At 41.2% G+C, this 21,683-nt stretch carries 25 protein-coding genes, 2 tRNA genes and 1 pseudogene; 11 read left to right on the forward strand and 17 right to left on the reverse strand.

Features of this window, described 5'->3' with window-relative positions; translation table 11 throughout:
* Positions 1 to 434: 434 nt before the first annotated feature.
* The 4 genes from LEP1GSC060_RS20575 to LEP1GSC060_RS11865 all read right to left on the reverse strand — a co-directional run bounded on the left by LEP1GSC060_RS20575 (position 435) and on the right by LEP1GSC060_RS11865 (position 2,749).
* Entirely contained in the window at positions 435 to 755 is a 321-nt protein-coding gene (locus LEP1GSC060_RS20575) for a hypothetical protein (protein WP_003004752.1), read from the reverse strand.
* A 114-nt stretch (positions 756 to 869) separates the two neighbouring features.
* Positions 870 to 1,385: a YaaR family protein gene (locus tag LEP1GSC060_RS11855; RefSeq protein ID WP_003004588.1), complete on the reverse strand. Its 516-nt coding sequence runs from the start codon at positions 1,383 to 1,385 to the stop codon at positions 870 to 872.
* Complete coding sequence (locus LEP1GSC060_RS11860; RefSeq protein ID WP_003004504.1) at positions 1,382 to 1,729, reverse strand: bactofilin family protein; 348 nt, start codon at positions 1,727 to 1,729, stop codon at positions 1,382 to 1,384. The genes LEP1GSC060_RS11855 and LEP1GSC060_RS11860 overlap by 4 nt, the downstream gene beginning before the upstream one ends.
* A complete protein-coding gene (locus tag LEP1GSC060_RS11865; RefSeq protein ID WP_003004694.1) occupies positions 1,730 to 2,749 on the reverse strand; it encodes a M23 family metallopeptidase in 1,020 nt (339 codons plus the stop codon).
* Between the two features lie 120 nt (positions 2,750 to 2,869).
* Between LEP1GSC060_RS11865 and LEP1GSC060_RS11870 the strand changes: the two genes are divergently transcribed.
* The 5 genes from LEP1GSC060_RS11870 to LEP1GSC060_RS11890 all read left to right on the forward strand — a co-directional run bounded on the left by LEP1GSC060_RS11870 (position 2,870) and on the right by LEP1GSC060_RS11890 (position 8,985).
* On the forward strand, positions 2,870 to 3,679 hold the full coding sequence (locus tag LEP1GSC060_RS11870) for a TatD family hydrolase (protein ID WP_003004574.1): 810 nt from the start codon (positions 2,870 to 2,872) through the stop codon (positions 3,677 to 3,679).
* Positions 3,672 to 4,925 (forward strand): serine--tRNA ligase, encoded by a 1,254-nt coding sequence (gene serS, locus LEP1GSC060_RS11875; RefSeq protein ID WP_003004770.1) that lies wholly within the window; start codon positions 3,672 to 3,674, stop codon positions 4,923 to 4,925. The genes LEP1GSC060_RS11870 and serS overlap by 8 nt, the downstream gene beginning before the upstream one ends.
* A 143-nt stretch (positions 4,926 to 5,068) precedes the next feature.
* Complete coding sequence (locus tag LEP1GSC060_RS11880) at positions 5,069 to 6,502, forward strand: OmpA family protein (protein WP_420805482.1); 1,434 nt, start codon at positions 5,069 to 5,071, stop codon at positions 6,500 to 6,502.
* A 62-nt stretch (positions 6,503 to 6,564) separates the two neighbouring features.
* Entirely contained in the window at positions 6,565 to 7,407 is an 843-nt protein-coding gene (locus tag LEP1GSC060_RS11885; RefSeq protein WP_003004448.1) for a substrate-binding periplasmic protein, read from the forward strand.
* 3 nt (positions 7,408 to 7,410) lie between these two features.
* Complete coding sequence (locus tag LEP1GSC060_RS11890; RefSeq protein WP_003004815.1) at positions 7,411 to 8,985, forward strand: hypothetical protein; 1,575 nt, start codon at positions 7,411 to 7,413, stop codon at positions 8,983 to 8,985.
* On the opposite strand, the gene recR is transcribed toward LEP1GSC060_RS11890, so the two are convergent.
* The 5 genes from recR to LEP1GSC060_RS11915 all read right to left on the reverse strand — a co-directional run bounded on the left by recR (position 8,982) and on the right by LEP1GSC060_RS11915 (position 11,977).
* Positions 8,982 to 9,575, reverse strand: coding sequence for a recombination mediator RecR (gene recR / locus LEP1GSC060_RS11895; RefSeq protein ID WP_003004551.1), 594 nt, complete (start codon positions 9,573 to 9,575; stop codon positions 8,982 to 8,984). The genes LEP1GSC060_RS11890 and recR overlap by 4 nt on opposite strands.
* The gene (locus tag LEP1GSC060_RS11900) at positions 9,568 to 9,915 is read right to left on the reverse strand and encodes a YbaB/EbfC family nucleoid-associated protein (protein WP_003004114.1); all 348 of its coding nucleotides are present in this window, start codon (positions 9,913 to 9,915) and stop codon (positions 9,568 to 9,570) included. Before LEP1GSC060_RS11900 ends, recR begins: the two co-directional genes overlap by 8 nt.
* Positions 9,916 to 9,919: 4 nt before the next feature.
* Positions 9,920 to 11,377 (reverse strand): DNA polymerase III subunit gamma/tau, encoded by a 1,458-nt coding sequence (dnaX, locus tag LEP1GSC060_RS11905; protein WP_003004187.1) that lies wholly within the window; start codon positions 11,375 to 11,377, stop codon positions 9,920 to 9,922.
* Between the two features lie 10 nt (positions 11,378 to 11,387).
* A tRNA-Ser gene (locus LEP1GSC060_RS11910) sits at positions 11,388 to 11,471 on the reverse strand.
* A gap of 35 nt (positions 11,472 to 11,506) precedes the next feature.
* Positions 11,507 to 11,977, reverse strand: a complete 471-nt coding sequence (locus tag LEP1GSC060_RS11915) for a nucleoside deaminase (RefSeq protein WP_003004901.1) — start codon at positions 11,975 to 11,977, stop codon at positions 11,507 to 11,509.
* A gap of 161 nt (positions 11,978 to 12,138) precedes the next feature.
* Here LEP1GSC060_RS11915 and LEP1GSC060_RS11920 point away from each other — a divergent pair, with 161 nt between their 5' ends.
* On the forward strand, positions 12,139 to 13,758 hold the full coding sequence (locus tag LEP1GSC060_RS11920) for an anti-sigma factor antagonist (RefSeq protein ID WP_003004132.1): 1,620 nt from the start codon (positions 12,139 to 12,141) through the stop codon (positions 13,756 to 13,758).
* Between the two features lie 19 nt (positions 13,759 to 13,777).
* On the opposite strand, the gene LEP1GSC060_RS11925 is transcribed toward LEP1GSC060_RS11920, so the two are convergent.
* The 4 genes and pseudogenes from LEP1GSC060_RS11925 to LEP1GSC060_RS11935 all read right to left on the reverse strand — a co-directional run bounded on the left by LEP1GSC060_RS11925 (position 13,778) and on the right by LEP1GSC060_RS11935 (position 15,606).
* Positions 13,778 to 13,993, reverse strand: a complete 216-nt coding sequence (locus tag LEP1GSC060_RS11925) for a transcriptional coactivator p15/PC4 family protein (protein WP_003004469.1) — start codon at positions 13,991 to 13,993, stop codon at positions 13,778 to 13,780.
* 236 nt (positions 13,994 to 14,229) lie between these two features.
* Positions 14,230 to 14,403: pseudogene (locus LEP1GSC060_RS20355) on the reverse strand (leucine-rich repeat domain-containing protein); the annotation flags it as partial.
* Positions 14,404 to 14,547, reverse strand: a complete 144-nt coding sequence (locus LEP1GSC060_RS20360; protein ID WP_003004174.1) for a hypothetical protein — start codon at positions 14,545 to 14,547, stop codon at positions 14,404 to 14,406. It abuts the pseudogene before it with no gap.
* A 126-nt stretch (positions 14,548 to 14,673) separates the two neighbouring features.
* Entirely contained in the window at positions 14,674 to 15,606 is a 933-nt protein-coding gene (locus LEP1GSC060_RS11935) for a ferredoxin reductase domain-containing protein (protein WP_003004696.1), read from the reverse strand.
* Between the two features lie 322 nt (positions 15,607 to 15,928).
* Here LEP1GSC060_RS11935 and lpxD point away from each other — a divergent pair, with 322 nt between their 5' ends.
* Both lpxD and LEP1GSC060_RS11945 read left to right on the forward strand, forming a co-directional pair.
* Complete coding sequence (gene lpxD, locus LEP1GSC060_RS11940) at positions 15,929 to 16,987, forward strand: UDP-3-O-(3-hydroxymyristoyl)glucosamine N-acyltransferase (RefSeq protein WP_003004149.1); 1,059 nt, start codon at positions 15,929 to 15,931, stop codon at positions 16,985 to 16,987.
* Positions 16,988 to 17,047: 60 nt separating this feature from the next.
* Entirely contained in the window at positions 17,048 to 17,245 is a 198-nt protein-coding gene (locus tag LEP1GSC060_RS11945; protein WP_003004799.1) for a hypothetical protein, read from the forward strand.
* Between the two features lie 350 nt (positions 17,246 to 17,595).
* Here LEP1GSC060_RS11945 and LEP1GSC060_RS11950 read toward each other — a convergent pair.
* Positions 17,596 to 17,667: transfer RNA gene (locus tag LEP1GSC060_RS11950), tRNA-Gly, on the reverse strand.
* Between the two features lie 75 nt (positions 17,668 to 17,742).
* Between LEP1GSC060_RS11950 and LEP1GSC060_RS11955 the strand changes: the two genes are divergently transcribed.
* Both LEP1GSC060_RS11955 and LEP1GSC060_RS11960 read left to right on the forward strand, forming a co-directional pair.
* On the forward strand, positions 17,743 to 19,296 hold the full coding sequence (locus LEP1GSC060_RS11955) for a carboxypeptidase M32 (protein ID WP_003004270.1): 1,554 nt from the start codon (positions 17,743 to 17,745) through the stop codon (positions 19,294 to 19,296).
* The gene (locus LEP1GSC060_RS11960) at positions 19,289 to 19,618 is read left to right on the forward strand and encodes a hypothetical protein (protein WP_003004703.1); all 330 of its coding nucleotides are present in this window, start codon (positions 19,289 to 19,291) and stop codon (positions 19,616 to 19,618) included. Before LEP1GSC060_RS11955 ends, LEP1GSC060_RS11960 begins: the two co-directional genes overlap by 8 nt.
* On the opposite strand, the gene LEP1GSC060_RS11965 is transcribed toward LEP1GSC060_RS11960, so the two are convergent.
* Genes LEP1GSC060_RS11965 through LEP1GSC060_RS11975 form a run of 3 tightly spaced genes read right to left on the reverse strand, consistent with a single transcriptional unit; the run spans position 19,615 to position 21,008 of the window.
* Positions 19,615 to 20,001: a DUF423 domain-containing protein gene (locus tag LEP1GSC060_RS11965; protein WP_003004876.1), complete on the reverse strand. Its 387-nt coding sequence runs from the start codon at positions 19,999 to 20,001 to the stop codon at positions 19,615 to 19,617. The two genes, LEP1GSC060_RS11960 and LEP1GSC060_RS11965, sit on opposite strands and share 4 nt — an antisense overlap.
* An 18-nt stretch (positions 20,002 to 20,019) precedes the next feature.
* Positions 20,020 to 20,607 carry a hypothetical protein gene (locus LEP1GSC060_RS11970; protein WP_003004414.1) on the reverse strand — a complete coding sequence of 196 codons (588 nt, stop codon included), beginning with the start codon at positions 20,605 to 20,607 and terminating at the stop codon, positions 20,020 to 20,022.
* Between the two features lie 11 nt (positions 20,608 to 20,618).
* Positions 20,619 to 21,008: a TRL-like family protein gene (locus LEP1GSC060_RS11975; protein WP_036096262.1), complete on the reverse strand. Its 390-nt coding sequence runs from the start codon at positions 21,006 to 21,008 to the stop codon at positions 20,619 to 20,621.
* A gap of 175 nt (positions 21,009 to 21,183) precedes the next feature.
* Between LEP1GSC060_RS11975 and LEP1GSC060_RS11980 the strand changes: the two genes are divergently transcribed.
* Positions 21,184 to 21,513 carry a hypothetical protein gene (locus LEP1GSC060_RS11980; protein ID WP_003004404.1) on the forward strand — a complete coding sequence of 110 codons (330 nt, stop codon included), beginning with the start codon at positions 21,184 to 21,186 and terminating at the stop codon, positions 21,511 to 21,513.
* Positions 21,514 to 21,683 lie beyond the last annotated feature (170 nt).

The following is a 21,683-nucleotide window of genomic DNA, read 5'->3' on the forward strand; positions in this document are numbered from 1 at the left end:
AAATAAACTCAAGTCATGATCAGAAAAAGAATGTGTATCCAGATTGGCTTTTGTTCCTCTTTATCCTCTCTTCGGAATTATACCATTAATCGTTTTATATTCCAAATTCAGAGAAACGGGAGATAAAAAAGTTCCTCCCATTTTCAATTATAGGTTTGAGATGTTATTATTAATTTTAATGCCAGTGGTAATGTATCTTGGTTTGATAGAAAATGACGATCGCCAGGGTTATGGAGGGATAGTTTCTGCGCCGTTTCTTGGTTTTGTTTTGACTGTGTTGTTTATCGTATATATTGAATTCGTTGATCGGTCAATAAAAGCTAAATTTTTTATCTTCCTGATACTTGCCTGGCTTTGCACTATTTCAGTATGGTATTTTTTCTAGAGCGAAATTTAATTTCGATCACTAAAATAAATCTTCGAGTATTCTCAGTTTAGAAATTCCAATTAGAAAGAAAAACGTAATTTACAAAACCGGATAGTACTGCAATTGCCGAAATGGTCCACCAAAGTGGAGTAATTAAACGATGCCCGCTTAATTGTGAAATATCTTCCCCGCGCGCGATTCTTTCGGATTTATAATCGGTAAATAAAATCATTCCGATTCCGAGAATACAAAACATCGGGAATAGGATACTTACTTTTCGATAAAAATAACCTTCGTAAATGGCCGTGTACCAAGTCCAAAGAGTAAAAGATAAACCTAAAATAAAAATTGCAAATCCTCCGATTTTTTGTTGTCGTCTTTTCGCCATTTCACACCGCCATTTTTATAAATTCATAATATTTTAAAAAATTCCATCTAACTTTCATTTCACGATAAACAATAAAATACAGATTCAAAAAAATCTTAACCTTTTTTAAAAACTCTACTCTTGAATATCCAATAAAAGCCCGCGAATATCCGTCAGAGACTTTAAAAGTTTAAAGGCGGAATTCCCTTCGTTCATGATGAGTTCGGCTAAGATCTGAATCTTTTCATCGATAATCTTTACGACGTGATAGATCTTTTTGGCCTCGCCTTTCATTCTTTTGGCGAGAGTTTCCACTCGCATATTTTGATCGATGACCGCTTTTGTAATCGCTTGGACGTGTTTTTGATAGGCTTCTAAGTTTTCGATGGATGGAAGATCCAAAAATCTTTTTTCAATATCGGGAAGCTCTCGCCAAAGAGCGTTTAAATCTTTTGTTGTCTCCGATCCGGAAGGAACAATTTCTTCTAAGATATCTAAAAAGGAAGAAGACGCCGGGCTTTCGATCGCTTCCGTTTGATTTGTAGAACTCCCTCCGTTTAAAGAAGAGACTCCGTTCTTCTTACTTTTGAAAGTGTTTTTGGTTTCTGTTTCTTTTCGAGGAGGTTGATAAGGAGGTATGAATACTTTCAATGTGCGACTGGGTTGATTTTACAATTGCCTTCGAATTGTACCCCTTCTTCCATTACGATTCTGGGAGATACGATATCTCCTTTCATTCTGCAGGAAGCAAGTAGAGTGACACGTTCGCTCGCGTAAATATTCCCGTTGATTTCACCGCCAGCGACAACAATTCGGGCTTTGATATCCGTATCGACGATTCCTGATTTACCGATTAGGACTTTTCCCTCCGTTTTTATCGAACCTCTGAAAATTCCGTCGATTCGTAAAAGACCGGTGAGTTTGAACTCTCCGCTGAACTCGGCGCCTTCGCCTATGATACTATTAACGATTAAGTGTTCTTCTGTTGTCGCCATTCAGTCCTGAATTTGATTGAGGAAAGCGAACGGATTGATCGCTCTTGTTCCAACGTGAATTTCATAGTGAAGCATATAATTCGGAGAAGCTTCGGTTTTGCCGACAAAGCCGATCACTTCCGTTTTCGAAACTTGCTGACCTTGTTTTACTTTCAATCGATCCATGTTCGAGTAGATCGTTTTCCATCCGTACTTATGGGAAACTTTTACGAAGTAACCTGTGTTTCTTGTATAACCGATTTCATATACGGTTCCCGGTGCGGTTGCGAGAACTTCGGAACCTGCAAAAGATCCGATATCAACTCCGCTGTTGTACTCTTTTCTTCCCGAAATCGGATTTAAGTAAGCGCCGTAAGGATAAAGAACGTACCCTTTTACGGGCCAAATGGAAGGAGTTTGTTTGAGAATATTTTTTCTCTTTTTAAGAATCGATATGATGTCTTGTGTGAGTTCGTTGCTGATTTTTAAATTATGAACGTCTTCTTTCAGTCTGAAAACCGCCGCGCCTTCGGGAAGATCGTTTGTTTGAAAATTGACTGACTTCGGTTCTATAATAGAAGGCGGTTGAGTGGAAAGTTGTTCCGCCCCTCCGATCCCTTTGGAAACTTTTGCGGGGTCGCCGCCGAGTCTTATATAAAGCCTTGCTAATCTTCCGTAATAATACTCGACATACTCGTGAAGAGAATTGATTTCTTCCTTCATCTTAGCCGATTGGCGGATAAAGTCTTTGTTGGAAAGATTGAGTTCCGTAAGTTGATGAACAGAACCGCTATGACTTAAGACGTTGATCGAGCTGATGATAAGAAGAATAAAAACCGTTCCGATAAAGATCGAAATCGCTCTGTAAGAGATGTGAAAGTTGATTGTTTTCTGTTCGGAATGGGGAATGACCATCACGGTCAACCTTTCTCGTCCCTTTCGATTGAGCTCGGAAAGTTTAAGATCCAATTTGAGTTTGTACTCTTGATACTTATAACGAAGTCTATAGTAGATGAGTGCGGCAGTTGCTTTGATATTCACGGTTTATGTCCCGAAACCCGGTTTTTAGCGGAATGCTTTTACCTGTCTGAAGTGATCTTAAAAAATCTCTTTTCAGTCAATCGAATTCACAAAAAGTGACTCACTAAAACCGGATTTCTAATGGTTTCTATTGTCGATACACATTGTCACCTTGATATAATACAATCGCAGGGTTTGGAAATTGCAGATTCTCTAAAGAATGCAACCGAATCCGGCGTAAAAAAAATCGTCCAAATCGGAATCGACCTTGAGAGTTCTTTAAGGGCTCGATCCATAGCGAACGAATATTCGAATGATATGTTGGAGATTCGATATTCGATCGGTTGTCATCCAACCGAAACGCACGAGTTCCCCAATAAAGAAGAAATCTTAAAGCTCGTCTACGAGAGCTTAGGCGATCCTAAACTTTCCGCGATAGGCGAAATCGGTCTCGATTACTATCATACCGCGGATACGAAAAAACAGCAGGAGGAAGTTTTAGAAGCCTTCTTGGAATGTTCTTCTAAAACTCGATTACCCGTCGTTATCCATTCCAGAGACGCCAAAGAGGATACGATTTCTATTTTAAGGAATTACCGAGATCGGGCTTTCGGCGTCATTCATTGTTTTACTTACGATTATCCGACAGCGAAAGCGTTAGTCGACATCGGGTATTATATTTCTTTTTCCGGAATCGTAGCTTTTAAGAACGCGACTGAAATTCAGGAAGCGGCCGGGAAACTTCCTCTGGAATGTATGTTGATTGAAACCGACGCTCCGTTTTTGGCGCCTCCGCCTTTCCGAGGGAAAAGAAACGAACCTTCCTATATGAAATTTATTTTAGACAAGATGTTTTCGCTCCGACAAGAATCCAACGCCGAAGTGGAACGTAGACTTTTTGAAAACGGTATTAAATTTATGAATCGTAAGGCGTATCACCACAATGCTTGATCTGCGTTATATCACTGAAAACACGGAAGACCTCAAAAAAGTTTTAGAACTTAGAGGATTTAAAGACATCGGAATCATAGACGAACTGAAGTCTATCATCCAAAGAAAACGCGAGTTTCAAAAAGAAGCGGACCACCTTAGGGAAGAAAGAAACAAAGTTAGCAAAGAAGTAGGAAGGATCAAACAATCGGGCGGAGACATCGCGGAAATATCCGCGTCCGTCAAACTCGTCGGCGAAAAAATTAAGGAAATCGAAATCAAACTCGAACAGGAAGAAAAAGCTCTTATCGATATCAATTTAGGACTTCCTAATATTCTGGATCCGAAAGTTCCTGCGGGAAAATCGGAACACGATAACGTGCTTCAATACGAAGTCGGAACGATTCCCTCTTTTTCCTTTCCTCCGAAACCTCATTTTGAAATCGGAGAGGCGCTCCATTGGATCAACTTTGAGAAAGGAGTCAAACTTTCCGGAGCAAGGGCTTACACGTATTGGAAAGAAGGCGCCAAACTGGAAAGAGCCTTAATGAATTTTATGCTGAACGTTCATACACAGGAGCACGGTTATACGGAAGTTTGGGTTCCATCGATGGTAAACGACGAATCGATGACGGCCACCGGACAATATCCTAAATTTAAGGACGAATTTTATAGAATCGAAAAGGACGAGCTGAACTTGATTCCGACTGCGGAAGTTCCTCTTACGAATTTATATCGAGATGAAATCATTCCGGAAGATCAGTTGCCGATTTCCGTTACCGCGCATACGTCTTGTTTTAGAAGAGAGGCCGGATCTTACGGAAAAGATACGCGCGGACTCGTTCGTGTACATCAGTTTCAGAAAGTGGAACTCGTAAAATTTTGTAAGCCGGAAGAATCGGAAGAAGAACACAAAAAAATGCTTTCTCACGCGGAAAATATTCTTAAGAAATTAGAACTGCCGTATCGAGTGATCCTTCTTTGTTCGGGAGATATTTCCGCAAGTTCTTCGATCACTTACGATATCGAAGTTTGGATGCCGGGTTTGAATCGATATATGGAAATTTCTTCCGTCTCTAACTTTAGGGACTTTCAAGCCAGAAGAGGGAAAATCCGTTATAAGTCTAAAGACGGAAAGAATCAACTCGTCCATACGATTAACGGTTCCGGCTTGGCGCTTGGAAGAACGTACGCGGCGATTTTGGAAAATTTTCAAAATGCGGACGGAACGGTTCGTATCCCGGAAGCGTTAAAGTCGTATTTTTAAATTCGTTTTCGAATTTTTCCTTTAACGAAATTTTTAGACTCAGGTTTTTTTCAAAAGAACGGATAATGAAAGTAGGGATTCTTTTTAGAATTCTTGGAGTGGTTATGCGTTCTTTTCCCCCGTCTACCAAATACTTTTTCGATATGATCTTTGAGGAACGGTTGTGCTTTCGTTTTTTTTACAGACTTACATTTCTTTTTTGGAAAAAATCGAATCTCGTAAAATTCCACAAAACGCCGAAACGTTTGAAAAAACTCATTGAGAATATCCCGCCGAATTTGAAAAGAAATATCATCGGGTTATTGACAAACAAAACCACATTCATTCTTCTTTTAATATATACATTTTTTATAATATCATTACCGACTTTTTCCGTTTATCCGCAAGAGTCGGGTAAAATTCAGAATTCTAAAAATATCAAACCGGAAAAGTTAAAAGGTTCCATCAACACAAATCTCAACGAATTCGGCATCAGTTTGACGGACGACGGCAACATTCTTTATTTTTATTCCAAAAGAGAAAATTCAAATTATACCGATCTTTACAAGTCGACTCGTACGGGCGACGAGTGGCCCCGAGGCGCGGAAATTGAAATCCTGAATTCGAACTTTGACGATCAAAGTCCTTTCATTTTGAATCAAGAAGAAGGAATTCTTTTTTCATCCAATCGGGACGGTGCGATCGAATTTCAATTAACCAACGGAAAGATCGGGGTTTCGAGAGATCTTTATTTTTCTAAAAAGGTAAATTCTTCCTGGGCCGAGCCGATTGCTCTTCCAAGAACCGTGAACACGGAAGAGATCGAGGAAAATCCGTTTCTATTTAACAATCGATTGTATTTTACCCGTTATCCGTTCGGGCGAGTCGCCGAAGCGGATATCTTTGTTGCGGCTTATAAAAACAAAACTTGGGAAAAGGCAACGAGTCTTCCCGATCCGATCAATACGCCTTATTCCGAGATTGCGGCTACGATCGCCAAAGACGGTAAGACGATTTATTTTTCTTCCAATCGTCCCGGCGGTTTCGGCGGTTATGATTTGTATAAATCGACTTTGCTTGCGGATGGAAACTATTCCAAGCCGATCAATCTTGGTCCCGAGATCAATACGACCGGAGACGAAGCGTTTTATTTAGAAGCGGGCGACGGATCGACGTTTTATTTCTGTAGAAGAAACGGGCGCGATTACGATATCTATTCCAACTTTTCCAATCCGTTTCAAGAGTTGGAAAAAGGGAAATCGATTTCCTTGGACAATATTCATTTTGCTTTGGGATCTTATGAGCTTCTCGAAAATTCTTTTTCAATTTTAGAAAATTTGAATATTTACTTAAAGGAAAATCCGAACGTAAAAATTAAAATCACGGGACATACGGATCTCAACGGAGATTTTCAAGACAATCTGATTCTCAGTCGTAATCGAGCCGATGCGGTAAAAAATTTTTTGATCAAAAAGGGAATCGATTCCGGAAGAATCATAACCGACGGAAAAGGAAGTTCGGAACCGATCGTTCCTCAAAAAAATCCCGAAACGGATTATAAAAACAGAAGAACCGAATTTCAGATCATAAGTCCTTAGAAATTCCTTTTTCCGTTTAAAATGCTCTGGAAAAAAACAAGGATCGATCTATCATTTGTTTCATGTTCGAGAAAAAAATCCTATGTTTGTTTTTTGTTTTTCCAGTCGGTTTATTTTCTCAGTCTGAATACGTCGGTTCCAGATTGGAAAAAATTCTTTCCAAAAAGGAAATTGTAGTCGGCGTTAATAAACAATACGAACCGTTTTATATCGAAAATCCAAAGGACGGATATCCGGGTTTAGACGCGGAGTTGGCTAAACTCTATGCCGATTATCTCGGCGTATCTTTGAAATTGGTTCCTCTCAAAACCTTCAGACAGTTTTCGGAGGACATCCGCGCGGGTAATATCGATCTTGCGTTAGCCGGAATGTCGACCGATTTAAATCGGGGTAAACAAGTCACTTTCTCCGATCCTTATCTCGTTACAACCCCCGCCGCTCTCGTCAGTAAAAAAATTCTTCCTCCCGAACCGGAAGGGAACATCGTTACTTCCAGAAGATTTATGAGTCTTTCGGACCTTACCGTTCTGAGCGGTCTTGTAAGTTTTTCGGTAAGATCCAATACGACGAATCACATTTATCTTCAAAAGAAATTCTCCAAGCTTCCGATTTACAGTTATCTTTCGGATTCGATCGCGGTCGATAATCTACTCGGCAACAACGTAACTTGTTTTGTCGCGGATAGTTTTTATATTCTTACATTGCTTCAAAAAAATCCTTCTTTGAGAGCAAATTATCTTCCTCTTTTGGGAACGGTCCAAGAGGAAAACATCAGCGCCGCTCTTCCGCAGAACGATTTGATTTTTGCGGATAATTTAAATTTCTTTATCAAGGAATTGAAACGAACCGGTGTTTTGGAAGAATTGAGAAGCCGATATTTTAATCAGAACAACTGGGTAAAATGATCCGTGTCCAACGACCTTTCAAAAAAGGCTTATCGCTTTTATTACCTGGCGATGATTTTATTTCCATCCTTACTTTTTTCCCAGGAAATCGAAGAGAAAACCAAACTCGACTTTCAAGGAAATTACAGAGTACGCGGATTTAATCTCGGAAGAGATATCTACACGTCTCGTCAAACCGCGGCCACTCCTTATGATAAGAACGCTTTTAAAACAGAAGAACAACAAAAACATCAAACGGCGGCGGACGCCGAAATTGCGGAAAGATTAAAAGGAAATCCTAGTACCTTATCTCCTCAAAAAGAAGATATTTCGTATTTCGATACGAGGATGACCGTCAATATGAACTTCAATACTTCGAAATATTTCGAAGCTCTTTGGGGGGTTCAAGTCGGAGATATTACTTTTGGCGGAAAGGGCTTCGGTCAAAACTCTACGATCGGTCCGGGTCAAGGTGGAGAAGCGGGTTTTGCTTCCCCCGTAAATATTCAAACAACATTCTTATATTTGAATTTTAAACTTCCCGAGGACGCTTTCAGTTTGAGAGTCGGGCAGCAACTTTTTTCCTCTCCGAGAGGGAGAGTGATTTTTACTCCCGGCACCGGGGTTACGCTCAACAAAGATTTTCGTTTATGGAATACGACGATCGAAGCGGGTTGGTTTGTGGCGAGACAGAACGCTCAACTCGATTTGGACAAAAACACTTACGCGGATAAAAATTATATCGGAACGAATATTTATTTTTACGAAATCAAAACGAGCTTTTTCAACAACGTAAAACACGAACTCTATTCTTACTTTTTGGACGATACGATTAAATCTATCGACAAAACGACTAACGCGAACGGAGCGGTGATCGCCTTGGACAGCGAGGTCGGTCAATTATTCTGGCACGGTCTTATGAACGAGATCAATCTTTCTAATTTCGGATTTGTGATTCACGGGATTTACAATCACGGAACCGTCCGTTCTTTGGATCCGTATCGCGATGAAATCGGAACCGTTTTATACAATCGATATAGCAGACACAGTATATCCGGCGGCATGGCCGATCTTCAATTTTCCTATCGTTACAGCGAAAATCTTACTTTCAACTTAGTGGGTGTGGGTAGTACGGGACGACCCGGTTTCGATAAGGACGGAACAAAGGCCAATCTTCGAGCGGGAGGTTATAAAACTTTGATGCCGGGTTATTCCATATCAAACATCGCAAACGACTTTACGGGAGGTTACGCTCTTTTTTCGGGAAAGGATTCCAGCGGTTTGTACGAGTACGGAATCAACGGAGACTTTGTCGTTTACGGTCCGTTGCTTTTGACATTGGGATATTATCGATTGTACGGAACCAAATCTCCTTTTATTGAAAACAATCGGTACTTCAATTTTGAGAACGGATACAAAACGAGCGCCTTCTTCGGACACGAAGTCAACATCAACTTAAGATGGAGCGCGTTTCGGGATATGCAGATCTTGATGAGGTCCGGTTATTTTGTGGCGGGCGACGGGTTAAAGGCTTACTTGGATACGACTCAGGGAAAAATTCTCAGAGAATTTTTCGTAACTGCGGAACACAGATTCTAAAGTTGAAGACGAGAGCGAATCGCTCTTCCTAAAGTATATTGATCGGCAAGTTCGATCGAACCTCCGACGGTAATTCCGTATGCGATTCGAGTAACGTTAACCGAAATAGGTTTCAACTGATTCGCTAAGTAGTCCGCAGTAGCGTCTCCTTCTAAAGTCGGGTTCGTAGCGATCAAAACTTCCCGCACCTGTTCGGGTTCGATTCTTTCCAAAAGTTCTTTGATTCTCAGATCTCTAGGACCGATTCCTTCCAAAGGAGAAATCACTCCGTTTAACACGTGATATTTGCCGTGAAATTCCCTCGTGTTCTCGATAAAAAAAATGTCTTCCGGTTGTTCCACCACACAGAACGTATGAGTGTCCCTTTTTTCCGAAGTGCAGATATCGCAAACTTCAGTCTCCGCGTAAGAACCGCATCGTTTACAAAATTTAATTCTGCTTTTTGTATCCGTAAGTTGATAAACGAACCGATTGAAAAGACCTTGTTCCAGTCTTAAGAGATGGAAGCTGATTCTAAAAGCGCTCTTTCTTCCGATTCCGGGAAGTGAGGAAAGCGCTTCCACCATTTCGTCGAGAAGATGATTAGCCAAAATTTCCGCCGAACATTTTAGAAATTTCCGTAAAGTCCAGACCGCCGGACGCGGATTGAAATTCATGAGCGGCCACTTCTTTCGCTTTTTTGAGAGCGTCGTTTGTCGCCGCCATAACGAGGTCTTCGAGCATCTTGTTATCTTCCGCGTCAAAGAGCTGTTTGTTGATAAATACGTTGGTGATATGACCTTCACCGGTAGCGGTTACGGTTACCATTCCGGCGCCCGCGTCTCCCACCACTCGAATTGCGGCGATGCGTTTTTTTATTTCTTCCATTCTTTCTCGGAGCGCGCCCATATTGGAAAGAAGTTCCGAAAAATTTTTTATCTTATCAAACATAACGTTACGAATCCAATCTTGGAATTTTACTTCGATCCACTTCCGTTCCCAGAAATTTTTTCTTGATCTCGGTACTTGTGTCGAACTTCTGAGGATTCGATTCGGAAGTTGCGGCGGAAGGTTTAGAAGTACCGAACGGATCGGTTTCTAAATCCCGTTGATTAGACTCGAATTGAGATTCTAAAACGTGAGAAAGCGGATCCTCTTTTTTTTTAGGAGGATCGTTCTGCGGAGTATTTTTGATCAACGGCGCGGAACTATGATCGGTATCGGGAATCGCGTTCTTAGAACCTTGCACCATAAGAATCAGGTGATTGATTCGATCGACCAAACCGGCCAAACTCGGATATGTAAGTTCTTCCACGAGTTTTTTGATTTGAATTTCCGTGAAAACCTTGATTTCAAAGGAATTTCTCAAACGAATCGTTTTGATTCTTTCGTAGATCTCGAAAAGTTTTCCGGAAAGAAAATTCAATTTTGAAGAATCCACACTCTCAAAATCGGATTTCATTTTTATGAGATCTTCTTTTGGAAAATTAACGGACTCGGGATCGGCGAGGGAATCGCGGATTAAATTGAGAGTATGAGTGAACTCGATGGAATCCCATAAGAATTTGTAGATATCTTGGCCTTCTTGGTAGAGGGATTCGAGGATTTCCAACGCCTTGGAATGATTGTCCGGATCGACGAGACTTTTGATAAACGAAGTCAAGAACTCGATTCCGTGATAACCGATCATCTTACGAATTCCGGCGCCAAGTAGTTTAGAATCCGTGAATACGATCGCTTGTTCCATAAAGGAAAGCATATCTCTCACGGAGCCGTCCCCTTTTTTTGCGATCCAAAAAAGACCTTCCTGATCGTATTGAACGTTTTCGATCTTACAAAGTTTTTCGGAATAATCTTGGAGAACGGACAAGGGAACTTTCTTAAAAATAAAATCCTGACATCTGGAAAGAATAGTCTCCGGAATCTTATGGAACTCCGTCGTGGCTAAAACAAAAACGATATGAGCCGGAGGTTCTTCCAAAGTTTTTAAAAGAGCGTTGAATGACTGGTCCGTCAACATGTGGACCTCGTCTATTATATAAACCTTATATTTCCCGCCCATCGGAGAGAACTTTACGTTGTCCCTGAGCTCGCGGATGTTTTCGATTCCTCGATTACTTGCGGCGTCGATTTCCAAAACGTCGCTGGAAATTCCCCGAGTGATTTCGGTGCAGGAATTACATTCGTTACACGGTTCGTTCTCGATCGGGTTTTGGCAGTTTAAACGTTTTGCGAGAATTCTCGCGATTGTGGTTTTACCCACACCTCGAGGACCGAAGAAGATATAAGCGTGACCGATTTTGCCGGATTTAAGAGCGTTTTGAAGGGCGCCTATGGCGAGATCTTGATGGATTACGTCCCGAAATTTTTGCGGGCGATACTTCCGGGAAAGGACTTCGTGAGTTCCTGCCATAATACGGAGTCGGAGAAGCCGGGATTCGAACCCGGGGTGCTTTTGGCACACATGCTTTCCAAGCATGCACAATAGACCACTCTGACACTTCTCCTGTAGCTTTCAGGAATTCCGTCGAAAGGTTGTACGTCAATTGAATTTCTTTCTTCTAACTTTGAAAAACGATTTGAACGCGTCCTTGGAAATTTTAGAGGGAATACAAACCAGCTCGGGAAAAAAATTTCGAGAATAAATCGTTTCGATGCTCAGAGACGAAATTCCTTCTCCTTGTTTTGCGGGTAAAAGATAGACAACTTTTGGAATTCTGGAAAGAAGAATGGTCCCCGCGCACATCAAACAAGGTTCCAACGAAGTGATGAGTAAACAATCCGTAAGATAACGAGTTTGTAATTTTTCTTTTGCGTCGCGGATACAAAGGATTTCGCTATGAAAGGAAGAGTCCGAATTTTTTTCCACTTCGTTGAAAGTTTCGGAGATCAATTCGTCTTTGTGATAGATTCTCGTAAAACTCGGAATTTCTTCTCCGCCGTGTGAAACTAAACTCTCCATTCTTTTTAAAAAATCAGGGAGAATGATCTCAAAATCTTCCGAACGATTCATGTAGATCCGAAACCTTGGGTTTTCTTTTCTTTTTTTGAAAGATCGTAGGTTGCAAGAATCCGACTTTTTTGAGATGGAATCTTATCATTTAAGAATTCGCTCATAGAGATTCTCTACAAATTCTTCTTGATCGAACCTTCGGTAAATGGTTTTTTCACGGAATGATTCTTTCGGCGAAGTTTTTGCATAACGAAGTTTCGGTAAACAGAAACAATTCCGTTTTAATCCGTATGAACTCGCCGACGGGCGCGAACAATCCGGATCGAAGACCGATCGTTTTGGGTTTGTCAATCGATAGAAGTTGGTCCATGAAAGGAGAAAAACTCGAAGCCGTGATTCAGGCCGCTTCTTCTTTGGTCAACTGGTTGACTCGAAGAGATTTTCTTTCCGTGGTTGCCTATGCGGAAGACATTCACGTAATTCAACCCGTCATTCAGCTTGTGGAAAAAACTTCGATCATCAATCGGATTCATACGATTTCTCCGGGAACATCGACCAATCTTTCGGGCGGTTGGTTGCACACTCTGAGAGGTTTGGAATTATTTCCGGAAACGTCCGTGTATAAGAGGGCGATTCTTTTAACGGACGGAAATCCTACTCAAGGAATTACGGATCCGATCGACTTGATTCAGATCGCGGGCGATCATTACAAAAAAGGAATATCTACAACCGTGGTGGGTTTTGGAGACGACTTCAACGAAATCCTTTTGAAGGATATCGCGGATGCGGGCGGCGGAAACTTTTATTACGTCGAAAGTCCCGAAGGAACGGGTGATATTTTCTTTCGAGAATTCGGAAATATCGGTTCTTTATACGCACAATCCATCGAAACCAAAGTTGTTTTCGGAAAGGACGTCGAGTTTCTCGAATTGATAAGCGACATTCCTTTTTATACGGAAACGGATCCGGAACAACCGAGCAGAATCCGTTCCGTCGTAATTCAGTGCGGCGATATGCGCGCGGACGACATTCGAAATATCGTAATCAGAGTCAAAACACATCCTGAAAATTTAATATACAACGGCGAAAACGAAACAGGAATCAAAATTACGAATTCGTTTTATAATCTTGCGGATAAAATGAAGTTGGAAAATGCGGAATTCGATTTGAAGCCGGATTGGAAATCCGTGTCCGTGAAAGAAGACGCGGACGTAATTGTGGAAACGATCGTAGCAAAATCCGGAAAGACTTTAAAACGAGCGAGTTCTTTGATTCGGGAAGGGTCTTTTGAAGAAGCTTCTCAGACTTTGAATTCTCTTATCAAAGATGTGGATCAGCGGATCGATCTTGCTCCGGAGGTTATGAGTTCTTTAAAATCCCGCTTGGAAGCCTTGGAATCGAAGGTCAAAGAGAATTCTAAAACGGCCGGTAAACATCTTATGGCGGGAGCCTCGGATATTCGGCATAGAAATACGGATCCTATTTCGGATAACGTCGTATATCATGATCGAATTTTCGTATATAAGTCTACGGACGATATCGATTTGTACCGATGTCCCGAACTGAAAAGTAACATTCAAGAAAAAATGTACGAAGGTTTTAGATTTGTAGTTATCAATTTAAAGTCCTCTTCTTTTATCGATTCGTCCGCGATCGGGACGTTGATTCAAATCTCAGGCTGGTTGAAAAGAAGGGGCGGTGAATTGGTGGTTTCCGATTTGAGCGATTCCGTAAAGAAGGTTTTTTCGATCACAAGATTGGAAAGTCACATCCGAGTTGCCGAAACGGAGGAAGCGGCGCGAGTTATCATCAACGATGTAATTCAAGAAAGAAACATCTGAATTACATCGTTGGAAAAAATCATTCTTTTACTTCGTTTTCGGCTTCGATCACGGCTGCTTTGATTTCGTCGTAAAGTTCCGGTGGAATGGCGATTCCTTTTTGAGTCGGTTTTTTTTCTCCGTCTTTGTCGGTGTACCAAACTCGGAGATTGAGATATTTGATTCCTTTGTATTCGGATACTTCCACACGAATCACTTCGCCTCGGCCCTTGTCCACGTCGCGGATCACACCCATTTTAAATTCTCCCTGAATTGCGCCCTTTAGGAAGCAATTCGCAAATGTTCAAATAAAGTTTACTATAACTTCGCAGAACACATTCCCTACAAGTTGCATTTTAGAGTGCGAAGTTTAATTTTTCTACCAGTATAAACAATGGATCGAAATTTCATCGATTCGTTTTTTATAATGTTTCAGTGAAAATTTAAAATAAAGCCGCTGAAACATCCCGTAATTTTCAAACTTCAATCGAGTCACTCATTCCCCTTCCCTTCGAATATAATTTTACACTTGGGAAGGGCCTTACGAAGCTTCTCTTTTTCTTTTGATGCAATTAGATTGCCTATCAAATCCAACGTTTGCAAATTCTGCAACTGTCCGATTTCTTTGGGAAGTGTCGTCAGTTGGTTGTTACTCAAATCCAAAACTCAAACCTTCAAAGGATTTTGAAGGGCTTCTACTAAATTCTGATAAACACCCTCTTGTGCTCGTAGCTCCGTAAAAAGACAAAGAAAAATCGAAAAGAGTGTCGTGGCTTTTTGTAAAAATAAGAGGGTTAAACGAAATTTCATCTTTAGATTTTCCTGATAGAAGCAATATTGGCGCGGCGGGTTCTTATGTTTCAAACGACTCTAATAAAAAAGCCGAAAGAAACAAAGCTTCCTTCGGCTTTAGGTTTAAAAAAATGTGAAACGATGTCAGTATGTTTCAACGAACAACTGATGAGCGCCTTCTAAATGATGTTTGAATTCCTCGTAAGTTCCGGTGTTGCCGGCGATCTTTTGAACTTCTTCGATCACACCTTTTTCCATTCCTTTTGGTCCGCCGCAAATGTAAAAACGTCCGCCGCCGTTTAAAATCTTTTTTACCGCTTCCGCTTGTTCCCGAACTCTGTGAGAGATGTACATTCTTCCGCCGTCGAAAGGATTTTTTTCTTCCCTAGAGATTGCGGTGACGAGTTTGAAATTCTTATATTTAGATTCCAAACCCCTCAGATAATCCATCATTACGAGTTCGTCGGAGTAAGGAGCTCCGTAAACGAGAGTGATGTTTCCGGTGAAGTTGATGAGTTTGTGTTCCAAAAGTTCTTCACTCATGCCTATAAAAGGAGCGATGCCCGTTCCTGTTGCGAGGAACATGATGTCTCCGCCGAAATCGGAGATAGGAAGAAGAAATTTCTTACCGGAAGGTCCGGTCATTACAACTTCGTCGCCCGGTTTCAGATCGCACATATAGTTCGAACAAACTCCTTTGTGTTGAAGGTTGCCGTTTTCATCATATACGTTGTCTCTTTTGATGATGAATTCGATGTTATCTTCTTTCATGTTGAAAGAGTAACTCGGAGAAGCGATGGAATAAAGTCGAATGGTATACCCGACGTCAGCCGAGCCCTTTGCTTTTTTCTCCGGGTCTTCTCCGGGAGGAATCACTCCGCCGCTTTGTCCGATTACATAGGGATATGCGGAATGATCAATCGCAAGAATAATTCTATGAACGAGCGCTTCTCCTTCTTTTTTGGGTCTTTTTCCGGTTCCGGCTTCCGGAGTCAGTAAGACGTTGCTAATGACTTTTGCTTTGTAAGGATTTGATTTTTTAAATAGGTTGATCTGAGGTTCTCTAATCGGTTTCATGAGCGAGTGCAATTCCTAAAAATGAAGAATCTTTCGAATTTACTACATGGTTTTTAGAGAGACCATTTCGTCAAACGGGATATTTCTATGGCGTCTCTGACGAGTTCCAAAACATTGACGCCGCAATTCTTCAGTCAAAAGTCGTCGAGTTGTTCGTCGTTCATTTACGAGAAGGTTCAAGACTGCAAGAAACCGTCATTTTGGGAAAGCTGCTTATAATTCTTATAAACTGATAAGTTACTTATCCAGCCCTTTTCTTTTTTTGAGTGACGATCAGGAATATTCATTTCTCCGTGTAACAAAAAAATAAAACGAGGGAAATATGCCCCAGATCAAGTTATCGGAATTAACGAAAAAAATCAGCGGATCTAAGATTACAAACACTCAGACACCGGATGCAATCGTTGTAGATAAGATCGTTTCCATTTCTCCGGGAGCGAAGAACTCCGTTAGTTTTCTTTCCAGCAAGAAAATGTTAAGCGAAGCCAAACAAACTCTTTCCAGCGTAATATTAACCACCGAAGAATTTGCAAACGAGTTATCCTGTCCTTGCCTCGTTGTTTCCAATCCGGAACTGAGTCTTGCGGAAGTTCTTGACGTTCTTTATCCGCCTTACGTTCCGTCCGGAAAAATTTCTTCCACCGCTTTGATTCATCCTTCCGCAAAGTTAGGAGTTGGAGTTACGGTCGGGGAATACGTCGTAGTCGGAGAGAACTCAGTGATCGGCGCCAACACTTACCTTGAAGACGGAGTTAAGATTTCCAGAAATGTAATGATCGGTGAGGATTCCCATATCGGTCCGAATTCTTCGATTCAACACGGAGTGATCATCGGTAAAAGATTTATCTGTTCCGGAAATTGTTCGATCGGCGGAGACGGTTATAAGTTCGTCACTGCAAACGGTAAACATCATAAAATTCCGCATGTTGGCACCGTAAGAATCGGAGACGACGTTGAAATCGGATCGTTATGTTCGATTGATCGAGGCGGTTTGGAAGATACGATCATCGGAGACGGTTGCAAATTTGATAATATGGTTCACGTTGCGCATAACTGTGTCCTTGGAAAAAATATCATCATCGCGGGACAAAGCGGCGTTGCGGGAAGTACCATTATCGAAGACGACGTGATCATCGGAGGAGCCTGTGCGATTTCGGATCACCTATTCGTACCTAAGGGTACCATTGTGGGCGGGGGTTCTTCCCTTAGAAATTCACCTAAGAAAAAAGAGATTTTTGTGGGTTGGGATTACGGACTTACTTTTGCGGAATACCAAAAGGTTCGCGTTAATATTAGAAATCTCGTAAATTTTCAAAAATGGGCTAAAAGAATCAAGGAACTGGAAAAACTCGCGGGAATTAAAGTGGAAGAAAAGGATTGAGCTTGACAGAGTCAAAAATCGGTCGGCATTCTTTTTCTCACACCCTTTTGGAGGATTCCCTTGTATTCCCGAGCGAACGAAGATAACCCGGAAAATAAACCGGACAAAATCTCCCGTAAGCCGGATCTTTCCCAAAGTAAAAAGATGGGAAGGTTGTTGGAGACCCTCGCCGATAACATTTTAGAAAACGATTCTACAAATATAGTTTTCTTGAATGAGATTCGAAAGAATAGATCGGAAAGTTCGATTCATAAATAGAATCAAACTTCGTAACATCTCGAATCGGTTCCCTAATCGGAACCGATTTCTTATTCCTCAATAAGAGCGCATAACGTTCTGTCCGTCTCAAAATCCATGTCTCACTTTGATTTTAATTAGTGATTAAGAATTTTATTGAGTAGAAAAAGATTTGCGGGCAGAGGGACTCGCCCTCTACGCAGTCTCGCATCGTGCTCGACTTTGCTCCGAGGCGTCTCGCTTTGGCCTCGGAACATCCTGTTCCTCGGAAGCATTTTTTCGCTTCCTATGGGTCGCTCAAAATGCTTTACCAAAGCTCGCGTTCGAGTCGTTAATTAGTGATTAAGAATTTTATTGAGTAGAAAAAGATTTGCGGGCAGAGGGACTCGAACCCTCACTGGAAGCTTGGAAGGCTACAGTGCTAGCCATTACACCATGCCCGCGATTCGTGCAAAAATCATTTTTTTGCGGTTAGGGTACTTGTCAATCTAAAAGAAGATTTTTTACTATCCAATGCGATGAAAGAGTATGAGAACCTTTTTACCGATTCGATTCGGAACGAACTAAAATCTTTTGCGGAGTATAGAGTCGCTTATCAAGAGATCCACACGCTCAGAAATATCCTCAGCGTACTCCAGTGGGACTCGGAGATTACTTTGCCCGAAGACGGAAGATCGGAACGAGGTTTGCAGATCGGACTCCTTTCCGGATTGATTCATTCAAAATACGCCGGTGAAAATTTTTACAAACTTGCACAAAATGCAAGAGAGGAAAACGAACAAAAAATTCTGCCCGGTCAAACGGAAAGAAAAGTCGAGTTTGAAAGATTATTTCAAGACCTGGATCGCTCTCGTTGTCTTTCGCAAGAACTCGTCGAGGAATTTTCGGTTACTACAAGCAAAGCACACGCGGTCTGGGCCAAAGCAAGAAAGGAAAATCGATTTTCCGACTTCGCTCCGATTCTTTCTAAGATCGTCGACTTAAGTAAAAAACAAGCCGAGTGTTACGGATATCGGACCGAAGCCTACGACGCTCTGCTTGAAAGTTACGAACCCGGTGAAAAAGCGGAAAATCTAGAAAAGTTATTTTTCAATTTAAAAAATTCTCTAAAACCTTTGGTCGAAAGAGGAAAGAACGTTGCGAACCCGTTTGCAAAAGAGATCCCGATCTTTTTTCAAAACAAATTGGGAGAAACTCTTCCAGGTATTTTGGGCTTATCTCCTAAGATTTCGCGTTTGGACGCGAGCGAACATCCTTTTTCCACTTCCCTGGGAAGTAAGGATAAAAGAATCACAACACGTTACGATCTGAAGGATCCTCTTTCTTCTATATTCAGTATTTTGCATGAAACCGGACATTCTCTTTATGAAGCGGGAATTTCCGAAATTGAAGGCGGTCCTTCGCCTCTGCACGATTCCGTTTCTTTGGGCGTTCACGAGTCTCAGAGTAGGCTTTGGGAAAATCAAGTGGGCAGATCCAGAGAATTCTGGGAGATGTATTATCCAATTTTATTAGAGATTTTGAATATAAGAAAATCGGAACTCGGTTTTTCGGAACTTTTTTCCTATATCAATCAATCCTCTCCTTCTTTGATTCGAGTGGAGGCGGATCAGATCACTTACAATCTTCACGTCATACTTCGATTTGAAATTGAAAGAGATCTGATCAACGGTAAAATTAAAGTCGTAGATCTTCCTGAAATCTGGAATTCCAAAATGAAGGATCTGTTAGGAATTACCGTGCCTTCCGATAAACAAGGGGTTTTACAGGATGTCCATTGGAGCGGCGGGGCTTTCGGATACTTTCCGACTTACACGTTGGGCAACATTTATTCGGCTCAACTCTTTCAAACGTTCTTAAAAGAGAATCCGAACTTTCAAACGGAAGTGAAGGAAAAAAAGGACTTTTCTTCTCTCCTAAACTGGCTCAAAAAAAATGTTCACTCTAAGGGAAAATTTTATTCCGCCGAAGATTTAATTCGTTCGGCTACCGGTTCCGAGCCGGATTCTTCCCATCTTGTGCAATACCTCGAAAAAAAACTTATCGAATTGGAATCGATCAATCATGGATGAAAAAGAAGAACTTACGGTAAAATCTTTTGAAGAACTTTCTTACTTTGATAACTTAGCTCTTTATTATCTCTGTAATGAAACTCCGCCCCAAACTCTCGCGTTGGCCTTTCTCATCGGTGACGGCAAGGTTTGTGGTTCCATGCTGGGAGTCCTTGAAGGAAAAAGAAGGGAGTACGTTCATCAACTGATGGCCGAACAAAAGGACGCGGAAATTTCCAAAAAAGAATCCGCCGTTCAAGGTCTTTTGATCATTGCGGAAGGTTTAATTACGAGAAAACTGATCGAAAAAAAAGGAAAATTCTATTACGGAACTCAACGTTAGTCGGCCTTTGAGCGAACCGCGGAAAAACCGAGTAGAACCCAAGCCGTCAAAAATGCCACTCCTCCGAATGGAGTAATCGCTCCTAATATTTTGATTCCCGTGATCGCCAAAACATACAAAGAACCAGAGAATATTAGAATTCCTGCAAGAAATAAAATCGAAGAAATCCAAACAAGCCTACCGTTATTTATATATCCCGTTAAAGTTAAAATCAAAGGGGGAATACTATGGATCAGATGATACCGGTTCCCGGTTTCGTAGATTGCTAGCATTTCCGGACTGACAATGGATTTTAGAGCGTGTGCGCCGAACGCGCCTAAGGCGACTCCGAGAAATCCCGATAAGGACGAAAGTATAAGAATCGTTTTTTGTTTTCCTGACATATACTCAATCAAATCGAATTAGAATTCTTGAATAGCATAACTTTTGAATCGAATACACCTTTTCTGAATCAACCAAAATAAATAGGCCGTTTGTTCGATATCCAATCGGGAATCAAACAAAGCTTTGATCTTATTCTTTTCCATTTCCACTTTAAGTTCCTCATAAAAACTCGTTTTTCCGAAAACGAAGGAGACCGGAACCAAGGTCTCGCGTTCTCCTTGCCGCAAAGGAAGAATCAACGTTACTCCCCTTTGGCAACCTTGACTTTGTCCTTCAAAACGAACGATCCTATGTTTGGACCAATCCCAATCATCCAACGAGCCGTGGAACATATCTTTGTGCGGAAGAGAGGAAGTGGAATGGATAAATCCGTCGAATCCGAACAAACGCAATCGAGTGGATGCGTTTCCGTAATGAATCGAAGGATCTCTAAAATATGTGCCGGCTACGGAAACCTGATTTTCAGGTGATAAGATCGGGCTTGTAGGATAAGGCATCGGGTTTCGTCTAACGAGCGTTCTTCGGTTTCCGATCGGTAACGTACAGTTTAAAAGTAAAATCGCACCTAACAAAGTTAAGACGGAGGTTTTAACCCGGAATTTCATGTTCTTCTTTTTTACTCTTTTTTCATCAATCGTTGCGGAAGTTTTACGCCGATCCCGGTTACCCTCGTGCATTTATAAAAGTAGAGGTTGAAGAATATAGATTTAACGTAGTAGTCTGTTTGTACGTCGAAAAGAAGATCGGCTTTGTCTTGAATCGCATTTTGAACCGCGGCTTCGTAACTTTCATCACCCGTATAAACAAGCCAGAACCAGCCTTCGCCGCAGGCCTGGCCGGAAAGTTTTCCGACCGGATCCATTCCTCGAATGTCCGAATAACTTTGAGAATAAAACCAGCCGGGAGTTTTCACATTTGTGTAAAGGCAATTCCCGGTTATGATAAATGCAAACAAAAGGATTATGTTTTGGAACGTACCGTAAATTCTTATCGTTAATGTCTTCATTTTAATTTCGTTGCCCTAAGTCGTTTTAACGTTTTCAAAAAGTCTGGATCTAAAAACTCAAAAGTCAAGGTAAAAGAATTAAGAACTAATTTTCGAAAGGAAAAAGTCGAGCATCGATAAGGAAGCGTTCGGTTTTGTCTTGACTCGAAAAAAATTCGAATTATCAAAATGAGAAATGCAGACTGACGATAAAAAATATATTCGTGTTTGGAAAAAGTTAAGCGTTTCCGAAGTTTCCTCTCAGTTGATGTTGATCGACGATTTGTACGGAACTTGCGGGAATTGTAAACGTCTCGGCCTAAATTATACGAAGGATAAAACCTGTCCCGAATGTAAAACGAAGTTTCGTTACTTGGCAACGAATTCAAAATCTCAAACCGAAATTTCGAAAATTCTCAATCGTCTTGAAAAAGAAAATCCGGATTTGATACTGATCGACCGGGAGGATTTCAATCAGTCCAAGGCAAAAGACGCGGTAAAAGATTTGTTTAAACCCGTGGAATGAATTTTTGAGAACCGAGTTTATCGGCTCGGCTTTTTGCGGATTGGATCGTTTTTATGATCGTAAGAAAAAGCAATTTTCCTGAATTTATCTCGGAGAGATTTTCAAGTCTTTTTAGAAAGATAACGCGAGTTTGAAAACGAAAAATCGACGGGTTTTGGACGGATTCTAAT

Source organism: Leptospira weilii serovar Ranarum str. ICFT, assembly GCF_000332415.1.
Classification (GTDB): domain Bacteria; phylum Spirochaetota; class Leptospiria; order Leptospirales; family Leptospiraceae; genus Leptospira; species Leptospira weilii_A.